The organism is Pseudoalteromonas sp. McH1-42, assembly GCF_022347845.1.
GTDB lineage: Bacteria > Pseudomonadota > Gammaproteobacteria > Enterobacterales > Alteromonadaceae > Pseudoalteromonas > Pseudoalteromonas rubra_D.
Genome location: NZ_JAKRFU010000001.1, coordinates 59,135 through 71,243, shown reverse-complemented (window position 1 = coordinate 71,243; position 12,109 = coordinate 59,135). Strand labels below are relative to the sequence as shown.

9 protein-coding genes are annotated in these 12,109 nt (G+C 43.3%); 8 read left to right on the top strand and 1 reads right to left on the bottom strand.

Going from position 1 to position 12,109, the window contains the following annotated elements:
- Positions 1-757: 757 nt before the first annotated feature.
- The 5 genes from MHN31_RS00285 (at position 758) to MHN31_RS00265 (ending at position 6,786) form a co-directional block, all read left to right on the top strand.
- Positions 758-1,183, top strand: a complete 426-nt coding sequence (locus tag MHN31_RS00285; RefSeq protein ID WP_239443123.1) for a hypothetical protein — start codon at positions 758-760, stop codon at positions 1,181-1,183.
- Between the two features lie 545 nt (positions 1,184-1,728).
- A complete protein-coding gene (locus MHN31_RS00280) occupies positions 1,729-3,567 on the top strand; it encodes an ATP-dependent DNA helicase (protein WP_228553190.1) in 1,839 nt (612 codons plus the stop codon).
- On the top strand, positions 3,557-4,243 hold the full coding sequence (gene tsaB, locus MHN31_RS00275; protein ID WP_138539503.1) for a tRNA (adenosine(37)-N6)-threonylcarbamoyltransferase complex dimerization subunit type 1 TsaB: 687 nt from the start codon (positions 3,557-3,559) through the stop codon (positions 4,241-4,243). The genes MHN31_RS00280 and tsaB overlap by 11 nt, the downstream gene beginning before the upstream one ends.
- A 47-nt stretch (positions 4,244-4,290) precedes the next feature.
- Positions 4,291-4,578 carry a hypothetical protein gene (locus tag MHN31_RS00270; RefSeq protein ID WP_125556984.1) on the top strand — a complete coding sequence of 96 codons (288 nt, stop codon included), beginning with the start codon at positions 4,291-4,293 and terminating at the stop codon, positions 4,576-4,578.
- 162 nt (positions 4,579-4,740) lie between these two features.
- Positions 4,741-6,786: an EAL domain-containing protein gene (locus MHN31_RS00265; protein ID WP_239443122.1), complete on the top strand. Its 2,046-nt coding sequence runs from the start codon at positions 4,741-4,743 to the stop codon at positions 6,784-6,786.
- Between the two features lie 42 nt (positions 6,787-6,828).
- On the opposite strand, the gene MHN31_RS00260 is transcribed toward MHN31_RS00265, so the two are convergent.
- Positions 6,829-8,130 carry an alkaline phosphatase gene (locus MHN31_RS00260; protein ID WP_239443121.1) on the bottom strand — a complete coding sequence of 434 codons (1,302 nt, stop codon included), beginning with the start codon at positions 8,128-8,130 and terminating at the stop codon, positions 6,829-6,831.
- 137 nt (positions 8,131-8,267) lie between these two features.
- Between MHN31_RS00260 and MHN31_RS00255 the strand changes: the two genes are divergently transcribed.
- The 3 genes from MHN31_RS00255 to rnd all read left to right on the top strand — a co-directional run bounded on the left by MHN31_RS00255 (position 8,268) and on the right by rnd (position 12,098).
- Positions 8,268-9,152, top strand: a complete 885-nt coding sequence (locus MHN31_RS00255; protein WP_239443120.1) for an alpha/beta hydrolase — start codon at positions 8,268-8,270, stop codon at positions 9,150-9,152.
- Between the two features lie 122 nt (positions 9,153-9,274).
- Complete coding sequence (gene fadD, locus MHN31_RS00250) at positions 9,275-10,924, top strand: long-chain-fatty-acid--CoA ligase FadD (RefSeq protein ID WP_125556976.1); 1,650 nt, start codon at positions 9,275-9,277, stop codon at positions 10,922-10,924.
- A 40-nt stretch (positions 10,925-10,964) separates the two neighbouring features.
- Positions 10,965-12,098, top strand: coding sequence for a ribonuclease D (rnd, locus tag MHN31_RS00245; RefSeq protein ID WP_239443119.1), 1,134 nt, complete (start codon positions 10,965-10,967; stop codon positions 12,096-12,098).
- Positions 12,099-12,109 lie beyond the last annotated feature (11 nt).

Below are 12,109 nucleotides of genomic sequence, written 5' to 3'. Positions count from 1 at the left end.
TTTGCTTTTTACTTTTTGATATTTTCAATTGGTAAAAAATATAAGGCGGTTTCTATAGCGGCTTGGGTGTTGATATTGATTATTATGCTTATTTCTTTATAAGTTATAATCTTTTAAAGTGAAGCGGTTTTATTTTTTATTCTGCTTCACTTTTATAATTTACAATGCCGGTTGGTTTGTGTGTTTTGAGTGAGGTTTTTTGGTTTCTTTATTAAATTCACTGAGTTTTCTTGAAGTTAATGATTTTCTTTCATTAATCATTGTTTTAGTTGATTTTACTTTTTTATTCGTTGAATATGAAATTCCAGTTGATCTGGTAGACTAGTTAGGTTTCTGAATTTTTCTTGATAGGTATCGTCGTCAGAGTAGTTAGATGCCTGTTCGAACCTTTTTGTTTTCTATGTTGTTGTATGATAAATCAAGCTTTTCTATAACATGCTAACTTACATATTATTTTTTCTATATAAAACCTCCCAGTGAGCCATTATCCAGTGCTTTGACGTTGTCTGCCAATTTGTACGTTATAGAAAATGTTCAATTGGATCGCCACTTTAATGGTTATCAGCTATGACCTTTAATTTGATATGGTCGAAGAAAAGTGTACAGTAGTTCAGGGTATAGGCAAAGGAAACCTCTCAGTTATCTGGTATAGATACTGTTGATAAAATTATTTTAACAGGCTTTCAAGCATTACAGCGCCGCTTTTTTTGAGAATAGCTAGTGATAAAAAGAAGTTTAAAGGGAGAGTTATTAAATAATGATTGAGCTTTTGAAGATACTTTTCTTGTCTAAGTTTGTGTTGTTAACACCTGAACCTATTCCTATTAATGGCCAGCATAAATTCAACTTAACAGAGTCTATTGACGCTTTAAATTACAATGCGAGGATTAATATTGATGTTACAGCAATGATTGATGAATTTTTAGGCGGGAATGTAATAGAAAAATTGGATGTTTTGTCTGAAAAATTTCCTAAAGACAGTGTTGTTGTTCACCTAATTGAAAGTAGTGCTGGAGATAAGATAACGCTAAGGAGTGTTGGGTATTCGACAAGTAACAATTCAATGGATTTATCATTTAAGTATCCTAAAAACGCTGAATTAGGAAAAAGTTATGACACTATCATTATTGAATCGAATGTCCCGCTAAAAGAAGTTGTAATAGGTTGGGCAAATTCTAAATGAAACTTATAGCGCTTAATATGTTCTTTTACCTGGAACTATATCTCAGTTAAAATTTCGGAATACTTATTACTTAAAGCCAGCAGTAGCTGGCTTTTTTTATGTTAAAACCATAGGGTTTATAACCTGAGATACTAAGCTTGCCTAGTGAAATTCTCCTTTCAAGGAATTAGGTCTTGCTCCAACCTATTGTAAAACTTGGCTATCTCACAGGCGAAAAGCCACCTAGGTCATAAAAGTGAATTGGCGCCGTATATTGACAGAACTCAACTATTCTAGGGCTATAGAGCCAGGTACCTCTTTTCTCGGAGTACGTGTAATGTGGTATAACATCACTCCAGGTGCACCAGAGAATACAGAACTTAAAGGATCTGACGGACCACGATACACAACCATGCCTACTTGCGCTTGCCCCTTATCCACCCTAAAATTGCCTCGCCCAGTCATTATGCAGTGCTTTAATTTTGTCTATCACTCAGTACTTTTCAGAAAACGGTCCCCTGGCTCACCATTTTAGCGGTTATCAGCCAAGACAACCTCAAATCGATATGGCCGAAGCCATAGATCAGGTGGTCAAAGAGGGTGGACAGTGTGTGGTGGAAGCGGGTACCGGGACAGGTAAGACATTTGCTTATCTGGTTCCTGCACTTCTGAACGATAAAAAGGTGATCATCTCAACCGGCTCAAAAGCTCTGCAGGAGCAGTTGTATCATAGAGATTTGCCGGAGCTACTTAAAGCGCTTGGCAAAGGCCGTAAGGTTGCTTTGTTAAAGGGTAGAGCGAATTATCTGTGTACTTATCGGCTGAATGAACATGTGGCCCATGTGCCAAGTGACGACCCCGATGTGATGCACCAGCTGGCCATGGTTGCTAAGTTTGCTACTGAAACACAAAGCGGCGACCTCGCAGACTGTGTGGGTATTGAAGAAGACGCCAAAGTACTGCCTTATGTTAACTCGACTGCGGACAACTGCTTAGGTAAGGATTGTCCGGATTTTGCCGACTGTTATATACGTAAAGCCCGATTAAAAGCGACGGAGGCCGATCTGGTTGTGATTAATCACCATTTGTTTTTTGCTGACATGTCGGTGAAAGAATCGGGGTTTGCAGAGTTAATGCCAACCGCAGATACCTACATTTTTGATGAGGCGCATCAGCTTGGTGAAATCGCATCTGATTACTTTGGTGAGTCAATCAGTACTAAACAGCTACAGGCGCTCATTAATGATTTAAGGTTGATTTACCGAAGTGACATTCCGGATATGTTGCAACTGGGCAAAACGCTGAATAAGTTGGAGACCAGTGTAGCCGATCTGCGACTTGTGTTTGGGGGGGATGGTGCAAGGGGAGACTGGCGAGAAAAGTTGCAGGACAAAGTGATCTGCGATGCGCTGCACAGGGTGATCAGTAATCTGGACTTTTTATATCAGGTGCTTAAGTTGTGCCTCGACCGGTCTGATAAGATAGAACATCCGCTGGAGCGGGTTTTGTCGTTTAAAGGACAACTCGACCGGGCCTTTGATGTTACTCAGTCGGGCTTTAGTTATTGGTTCGAAACCACCCGTCGTTTCCTGACAATTCATATCACGCCGTTGGATGTTTCTAATCGATTTAAAGACATGATGGCTAAAAGCGAAGCGAGCTTTGTGTTTACCTCTGCAACTTTATCGGTGGACAATAGCCTCGCGCACTTTAACGCCAGTTTGGGCCTGGCACCAGATCATCAGGCCATTGTCGACAGCCCGTTTGACTATGAATCGCAGGCCATGCTTTGTCTGCCCCGTTATCTGCCTGAAACCAAAGATGAAATGATGCCGCATGCGTTGGTTAAAATCGCTAAGCAAGTGATCAATGCAGCCCAGGGTCGTACGTTTTTGCTTTTTACCAGTTATCGAGTGATGCACTTGGTTTATGAAGGACTGAGTACTGCGACAGAATACCCGGTGTTTATGCAAGGGCAAGCATCAAAGCGGATTATTCTGGAGCAATTTGTCCGCCATGGTAATGCGGTTTTAATGGGCACCGCGTCTTTTTGGGAAGGGGTTGATGTACGTGGTGATACGCTGAGTTGTGTGCTTATAGACAAGCTGCCGTTTACTTCGCCGGATGATCCGTTATTGCAGGCTCGGATGAAAGACGCCCAATTGCAGGATAAGGAACCATTTGATGAAATTCAGCTGCCACTGGCTGTTATTGCGTTAAAGCAGGGGGTTGGGCGCCTGATCCGTGATAAGACAGACAAAGGTGTACTAATTATTTGCGATAATCGTCTGGTTACGCGAAAATACGGTGAAACCTTTATTAAAAGTTTGCCTCCCATGTCACGTACTCGCGATTTGGATAAGGCGTTGTCATTTTTAGAGAATATTGACCAGCATGAAATATAATTTGCTTGCCCTGGATGCTTCAACGGAAGCTCTGAGCCTGGCGTTGTCGTACAACGGCAACCTGTATCGCCACTTTGAAGAGTGCCCTCAGCAACATAGTCAGAAAATATTGCCTTTAGTCGAGCAACTGTTTACTGAAGCAGGTTGTCAGCTTAAAGATCTGGATGGTCTGGTATTTGGCCGTGGACCAGGCAGTTTTACTGGGGTACGTATCGGAGTCGCTGTTGCCCAAGGGTTAGCGTATTCCGGAAACTTGCAACTGGCAGGTGTTTCGACGCTTCAGGCAATGGCACAACAGGCATTTGCGCAAACCCAAGCAAAGCAGGTTTTGGTTGCGATTGACGCGCGTATGGGTGAGGTTTATCTTTGTCATTATACCCGTTCGGATAATAATCAGGCGATTGCCTTGGGTGAAGAAAGAGTGATCAAGCCTGAGCTTATTGACGGCGAATTTGAAGGCGTACTTGCAGTCGGCACTGGCTGGCAGACCTATTCGGATGTCGCTGAAAAGCTCGGGCTCGAAGTACATAACGATATTACGCTGCCGCATGCTGAATATATGTTAGATACCGGCATTGCGCAGTTTGAAGCCGGTAAGGTTGTTAATGCCGCAGACGCTCAGCCCCAGTATGTTAGGGATACTGTGACCTGGAAGAAGTTGCCCGGACGCGAGTAACGGGCTAATCTTATACTGGTGCATTGGGTTTTTGGTGATATAGACTGATGAAAATCAACCAGCTTGTTCAAAATCAGGATACTTATCAACTGAGACAGTCGGTTGTTAAACCTGCTGCGAGTGACACCCAAGCGCCAGTTCAGCAAGCTGCTAAACTCAAATACTCCGATGCGGGTGTCGCACTGGCCCAGCAGTATACTGATGACAAAAGAGATGTCATCTATGATCAGCCTAACTTTAAAACCAGTGTTGCTATACAATCCTATAGTGCGATTCAAAACCAAGAACGGCGAAGCGAAGTTCAGTCACTACTTGGAGTCAGCATTTACGCCTGACATTTTACCTAATCGGTTATAATTACTCTTTGTCTTAATAAGCGCCTCCCTGAGCCACGTCTTTCGGCTTGAATATTTTTCAGCAAAAATTTAGTCAATTCATTTGTTTTAATCTGCTTTTGGAGTAATGTTAAAAGAAAATAACAATTTATGGTCACGCGTTTGCTGAACAGATTTAACCAGTTTGCACTCAAGCTTTCTTCAAATACGGTTGTTTTGTCGTTGCGAGAAGGTTATATCGCGCTCATCCCATTTTTTATTGTTGCATCAGTAATTACTCTTCTAAACCAATGGCTTGGCGACGACCTGAGTAAATTAAAGTATCAAGCGCTTGGTGACTTTAATACGCTGGTATGGGGGATTTTTCCGTTACTTACGCTCATTTCTTTCAGTTACTATCTTTCTAAGAACCTTAAAATACACACCATTGCAGGACCTGTGTTAGTGCTGGCTTGTTTCACAGCGACGACAGGTTACATTGAGATCAGTCAGGGGGCGCTGAATATAGTGCACCGTAATGGCATGCTATATTCTCTGCTTATGCCGGTCCTGTGTTGTTACCTGCTGGCTTACATTGAGCGGATCCGCTGGCTCAGATTGGTGGGGATAAGCTCGATTAGTTTGTTTTTGCGTAAACACCTGAATTTGATTATTCCCTATATTCTCGTTACCGCGATTATTTTGTTAGTTATCCCGTTATTCGACCATTTTACCGGCCAGCTTCATAGTACCTTAAAGCTTCTCAATCCGACCTGGAGTGTGTTCGAGAAAATTTCGGCACAGCTTATTTTTTCTCACCTACTGTGGTTTATAGGTGTTCATGGAGATAACACATATCACTTATTAGTGTCGGGGGAGTTGACCGATTATCTGGTGTTACCTCAGCTTTCAAGTTACGACTTCTACACCTGCTTCGTCATTATAGGCGGAACGGGGTGTATCTGGGGCCTGATCATCGCGGCTATGCTGCTCAAAAATGCGCGTCACGAGCGGAGTATTGCAATGATAGCATCACCGCTCGCGTTATTTAACATCAGTGAGGTGATGCTCTACGCATTGCCTATTGTCTTTAATCCGTATCTGCTTATCCCATTTTTGCTTAGCCCTTTGTTGAACGCGCTGATCTCCTACGTGTGTATTTCAACTGGCGTTATTGCACTCGCACCGGCAATGGATATTCCCTGGTTTACGCCCGTGTTTATCAGTGGCTGGTTATTGACGCAAAGTATCAGTGGTGTCGTGCTCCAGGTCCTGCTGATCGCGCTTAATGCTGCGTTGTACTATCCATTCTTGAAATTTAACCGTGATCATAATTTGTCTGGTAAGGCGCTGGATGTACTGCTGAAGCGGTTCACGACTGGCAGATTGATAGAGGCGGGAGCAGAAAGTTCGTACACTCGCTCTCAACGCGAAGAGCAGATCAACGTACACAGTCTGAAAGAAGTCACAGATGCGCTAAATCGCGGTGAACTAATGTTATTTTATCAGCCAAAGATCAACCCCTACACAAAAGAAGTTGTTGGTTTTGAGGCTTTATTGAGGTTGAAAGAGACGGATGGACAGGTTCAGGGTCCTTGGTTCTTGGCAACCCTGGAGCAGCATTCGTTATTACATATCATAGATAACTTCGTCATAGACCAGCTAGAAGTAGACCTAGAACAGTTTGCCAGAGCTGGATTCAGGCCCAAAGTCAGTTTTAACATTTCGCCGCAAAATTTGTTAACGGGCGGGTACAAACGGATCGTGAAAGCGTTTGCGGATTACCCGGGTCAGGTTGAGGTGGAATTGCTTGAATCCAGTTACATCGAGGACTTTAATCGCACGGTTGATGTGGTTAATTTACTTCGTGAGCATCGGATTGCCTGTGCTATGGATGATTTTGGTACAGGGTATTCTTGTCTATCAGTGTTATCAAAACTTAATATAGACACCATTAAGCTAGATCGAAGTTTGCTGCCTGAGAGCTATAATTGTAAGTCTGTGTCTCTATATACGAACCTCTCTGAGATGATCGCTAAACTCGGTTTCCGGTTAGTCGCTGAAGGGGTAGAGACAAAAGAAGAGGAAAACCTGGTCAAACAGTCACAGGTAGACTGCGTGCAAGGGTTTTTATATTACAAAGCCATGCCAATAGATGATGCCTTGGGGCTGCTAAAGAACCAGGCTATCAGTAACAGACAAGAAACTGCAAACATTTCCGCACCCTGAGTAAGCGGAACGGCTGTGCCGATCCGCTTTGCAGTATACTTGTTATTTCTCTATATAAGAGATTAATTTTTCAGCAATTTGCGTGTTGTTGAGGGAGCCAATGAATGCATCACGTCCTTCACCGTAGGCGAATACTTGCACATCGATTGCGGTGTGCCCTTTGGTTGTCCAGCCTGTGTAGCTGGCATCATTAATGATGTTATTCGCTGCTTTATATAAGGCCTCTTTTGAGTCTTTTTTTGCAGTGATAAGTTTCTTTTTAGTTGCTTCGTCAAAGGGCAAACCGGTCAGCTGCGTCCAGGTCTCGGCCATTTGCTTTGGCTTGGCCTCTGAGAGTACGTTGGTGAGTTCTTTGACGGAGGCCTTCGTTTTTGCGACAACATCAGTCTTCCATTGATACACGCCATTGCTTCCCAGAGTAAGGCCGCCTGTAGAGTGATCAGCAGTGACAACTAATACCGTGTCTGGGTTTTTGTCGATATAGGCTTTAGCGGCAGTGATTGCGCCAGCGAAATCGTCCATCTCTTTCATTGCACAAGCAATATCGTTGGCGTGTCCGCACCAGTCGATTTGACTGCCCTCGATCATTACAAAAAAGCCTTTTTCGTTGTGATTGTGCAACAAATCCAGGGCTTTATTAGTCATTGTAGTCAGTCGCTTAGGCTCCTCACTGTCTATTGCATGAGGAAACGCAACCTCTGCGAATAAACCCAGTGCAGGAAGGCGGCTGAGCGAATCCAGCTCGCTGAACGCGTCTGCATACTGATATCCGGATTCTTTAAATTCAGTGATCAGGTTTCTGTCTTCACGAACAAAGTACTTGGTACCACCACCTAGCAATAAATCGACAGGTAACTTACCTGCGATTTTATTGTCGATGTAATCGTCAGCAATTTCGTCATAGTTGCGTCTTGACTCATTGTGCGCTGCGAAACTCGCTGGGGTGGCGTGGTTTATCTGGGATGTGGCCACAAGTGCGGTTGTCATCCCTCGCTCTTTTGCAATTTCCAGCATTGTTTTTAGCGATTGTTTATGTGTATCTACCGCAATTGCCCCATTGTAGCTTTTTTCTGCTGTACTGAGTGCTGTAGCGCCGGCTGCGCTATCCGTCACTACGGTATCGTCGTCTGGATAGGTATGCGCCATACCCACCAGGATAGAGTCAAATACAGTTGGTTCGACGACTTTGGTCGCTTTATCGTCCTGCATATAACGATAGGCTGTAGTGAAGGCTGGCCCCATGCCATCACCAATCATATAAATGATATTTTTTGGTGCAGCAAATACTGAGTTTGACAAGGTACAGCCCAGAGCAAACGCCAGAGCGCTAATGTTGCGTGTCATAGATGATCCTTAATGTTCCCGTGTTTTTGCTCGTCTTGGCAATGAGTCAACCATTGTCAGAACAGTGATTAGTACTTTGCACGCGAGCTATAATGCGTAGAATATTAATGTAATACGTTCAATAAGAATATGAATTTATGTTGATTACTAATAAAAACAAGATAAAACAAGGGCGAGTGGACGGGTTCGCGTATCAGGAAATGGGAGAGGGAGCGCAAGTTATCCTGATGCTGCATGGTTGGCAGGATAACAGCAACAGCTTTTTACCCCTATTGGATAACTTGCCAAACAGTGCGCTAGAGGCGTTTAAGTTTATTGCATTGGACTTTCCGGGTCATGGTTATTCGGACTGGAGAAGTGCCGATGCGCATTATTATTTTGTAGAATATGTTTATGATGTTTTAGCTTTTCTTCGTGCCAAGCACATAGAGCATTGTCACATCGTCGGGCATTCAATGGGAGCTTTGGTGGGCGGACTGTTCACCAGTCTATATGCTGAAAAAGTAAATACACTGACACTGATAGATGGTATTGGTCTATTATATCAAAGCGATAAGAATGCTAAGCAACAGTTGCTTGACGCCTTTGCTGCAAGGCAGGTAGTTGAACAATTTAATGAAACAACATTGCGTCTGTTTGCTGATAAACAAGCTATCATCAAAGCGCGGCTTAAAGTTAGCGATTTCAATGAAGAAATAGCTGCTATATTAATGGAGCGAAATATAGAAGAGCTTGAGGAGGGCGCACGCTTAACGACGGACCCTAAATTGAAGTTGCCTTCAACGACGCGTTTCTCACGTGCTCAGGCACAGTCGCTGTTGAAAGGTGTTAAAACGTCAACTTTGGCAATTATGGGTATGTCTGGATACGCACAAATGAAGCATAGCTTAGGGCAGTTTTCTGAATGCTTTGAAGCGTTTACATGTATCGAGGTAGCAGGTGGACACCATTGTCACATGGAAAATCCGGAGCAAGTGTTAGAACAGGTTTTAACACATATAAAACATCCCGACGTTTCCTGATTGTATATTTGTGTCAAATGTGGGACTATCTCAGCTTTAGAGTATTTACTCAATTGTTTGTGTACCTTAATTATATTAAGGTAAGACCAATATAAAAAATAACGAGAACACAGGAGCTAAGAGTGGAAAAAATCTGGTTAAAGCGCTACCCCGAAGGGATGCCGGAAACAATCGACCCAGAACACTACAACTCGCTGCTTGAATTATTCGACAAAAGTTTTAGAGAGTTTGCCCAGTTACCAGCATACAGTAACATGGGTAAAACAATGACTTACCAACAAGTTGATGAAGCTACCAAGGCAGTCGCCAGTTATATTCAAAACACCCTTAAATTAGGTAAAGGGGACAAAGTGGCGGTTATGATGCCAAACCTGCTACAAACACCCATAACCATTTTAGGCGTATTGAGAGCTGGTTGTACGGTCGTTAATGTAAACCCCTTGTACACAGTGAGGGAGCTCGAGCATCAGCTTAATGATTCAGAAGCGAAAGCAATCTTCATATTGGCAAACTTTGCACATACACTCGAAAAGGCACTTCCAACGACGGGTGTTAAACACATAGTTGTGACACAAATTGGTGATATGCTTGGTGGCGTCAAGAAGCATTTAGTCAACTTCGTGGTTAAAAAGCTTAAAAAAATGGTGCCAGATTATGACTTGCCTGATGCACAGCCTTTTGCACACGCCATAAGTGCAGACCCCGGGCAATATAAAGTACCTGAGGTGACACTGACAGATCTGGCATTTCTCCAGTACACGGGTGGTACAACAGGGGTTTCCAAAGGCGCAATGCTCACTCATGGCAACATGGTTGCGAATTTGGAGCAGGTTTCTGGCTGCCTTGATAAAGTACTTGATAAAGGCCGTGAAGTAGTTGTTACTGCGTTACCGCTGTATCATATTTTTGCACTTACAGCGAACTGCCTTACCTTTATGAAGTATGGTGGTCACAACCTGCTTATCACTAACCCAAGGGATATGCCTGGCTTTGTTAAAGAGCTATCAAAATATCCCTTTACGGTTATTACCGGCGTAAATACATTGTTCAACGGTTTACTAAACACACCCGGATTTTCAGAGTTGGACTTCTCAACACTGAAAGTGTCTCTTGGTGGTGGAATGGCCGTGCAGCGACCAGTTGCAGAGCGTTGGCAGAAAGTCACAAAAAGTAAACTTATGGAAGGCTATGGCCTGACAGAATGTGCGCCTTTGGTTACAATTTGCCCATGGGATATCGATGGCTATAACGGCTCAATCGGTTTGCCGGCGCCAAGTACAGACCTGAAAATTATTAATGATCAGGGTGAGGAGATGCCGTTGGGAGAGCCTGGAGAGCTTTGTGTTAAAGGGCCTCAGGTTATGGCTGGCTACTATAATCGTCCTGATGCAACAGCTGAATGTTTGCAGGATGGTTGGTTTGCAACTGGTGATATTGCTATTTACGATGAAGAAGGGTTCTTCTATATCGTAGATCGTAAAAAAGATATGATTTTGGTCTCTGGCTTTAATGTGTTCCCTAACGAGATAGAAGAAGTCGTTGCGATGCACGAAGGCGTGCTGGAAGTCGCTGCGGTTGGTGTACCGCATGAAGTGAGCGGTGAACAGGTAAAAGTTTTTGTTGTGAGAAAGGATCCATCTTTGACAGAAAAAGATATAATAAGTCATTGTCGCGACAAGCTAACCAATTATAAAGTCCCCAAATTGGTCGAATTCAGAGATGAATTGCCTAAGACCAATGTTGGCAAAATATTGCGTAGGGCATTAAAGTAAAAAGAAACCGGCGAAAGCCGGTTTTTTATAGGGAGTAAATGTGCAGTATCAATTTATCCAACACCAAACTGAGCTTGATGCTTTTACAGCAAAGCTATCAAATAGCAAAGTGCTTGCGATAGACACAGAGTTTATGCGTCGCAGAACTTTGTATCCTGAAATCGCTTTGATACAAGTTTATAACGGGGAGCATCTTGCTCTGATAGATCCATTAAGTGAGCTCGACTTTTCAGGGTTATGGCATTTACTTCGTGATGAGCAGATCGTAAAAGTACTTCACTCTCCCTCTGAAGACATCGAGGTGTTCCAGAAATTTGCTGGGTTTGTACCTGCGCCTTTATTTGATACACAGTTTGCATTGCAGTTGCTCGGAGAGGGTAATTGTGTGGGATTTGCCAATATGGTGAAAGCGATGTTGGATGTTGAACTGGATAAGAGTATGTCCAGAACCGACTGGCTCAAACGTCCTTTACAGGCAAGCCAGCTAGAGTATGCTGCAGCGGATGTATTTTATCTGTTACCCTGCTATGAGAGCCTTTGTCAAAAGGTTGCAGAGAAAGGTCTGTCAGATATCGTGATATCCGAGTCCCAATTGATCGCTCAAAAGCGCGCTTTCAGAACACCGGATGATTATCTTTACCTGAGTGTGAAAAATGTCTGGCAACTCAAACCTCGTGATTTGGCTGTATTACGTGAGCTTGCGAGTTGGAGACAAAACAAGGCTGAGAAGAAAAATCTGGCACTTAATTTTGTATTGAAAGAACAAAACATGGTTGAAATAGCAAAACGTCGACCAAGTTCATTGAATAGCCTACGCAATGTTCCAGGAGTGGAACAAATGGAAGTAAATCGTTCTGGCAAAGAAATTCTAGCGTGCATTGAAGCTGGTAAAGCAGTAGCGGAGGCCGAGTTGCCAAAACGGGTTCAGAGATTGATTGATTACCCTGGTTACAAAGGGGCGGCAAAGGAAATTAAACAATCGATAGCGGAAGTGGCTAAACAGCAGGGGATCCCGCTGGATGTGTTTGCATCTAAAAAGCAAATTAATCAGGTAATAGGGTGGAACTGGAAACTAGATGATGCGCAGAGAAATAAATTTATGAAGCCAGATTTGTTTTTGGGCTGGCGTCATAGTCAGTTAAAAGACGCACTTTCTAAATGGCAGGTTGAATAGCTTTAAGATAC

Excerpts from the sequence above, each read along its gene's own strand:
- MHN31_RS00285 (WP_239443123.1), top strand. The coding sequence starts at position 758 with ATGATTGAGCTTTTGAAGATACTTTTCTTGTCTAAGTTTGTGTTGTTA.
- MHN31_RS00280 (WP_228553190.1), top strand. The coding sequence starts at position 1,729 with ATGGCCGAAGCCATAGATCAGGTGGTCAAAGAGGGTGGACAGTGTGTG.
- tsaB (WP_138539503.1), top strand. The coding sequence starts at position 3,557 with ATGAAATATAATTTGCTTGCCCTGGATGCTTCAACGGAAGCTCTGAGC.
- MHN31_RS00270 (WP_125556984.1), top strand. The coding sequence starts at position 4,291 with ATGAAAATCAACCAGCTTGTTCAAAATCAGGATACTTATCAACTGAGA.
- MHN31_RS00260 (WP_239443121.1), bottom strand. The coding sequence starts at position 8,130 with ATGACACGCAACATTAGCGCTCTGGCGTTTGCTCTGGGCTGTACCTTG.
- MHN31_RS00255 (WP_239443120.1), top strand. The coding sequence starts at position 8,268 with ATGTTGATTACTAATAAAAACAAGATAAAACAAGGGCGAGTGGACGGG.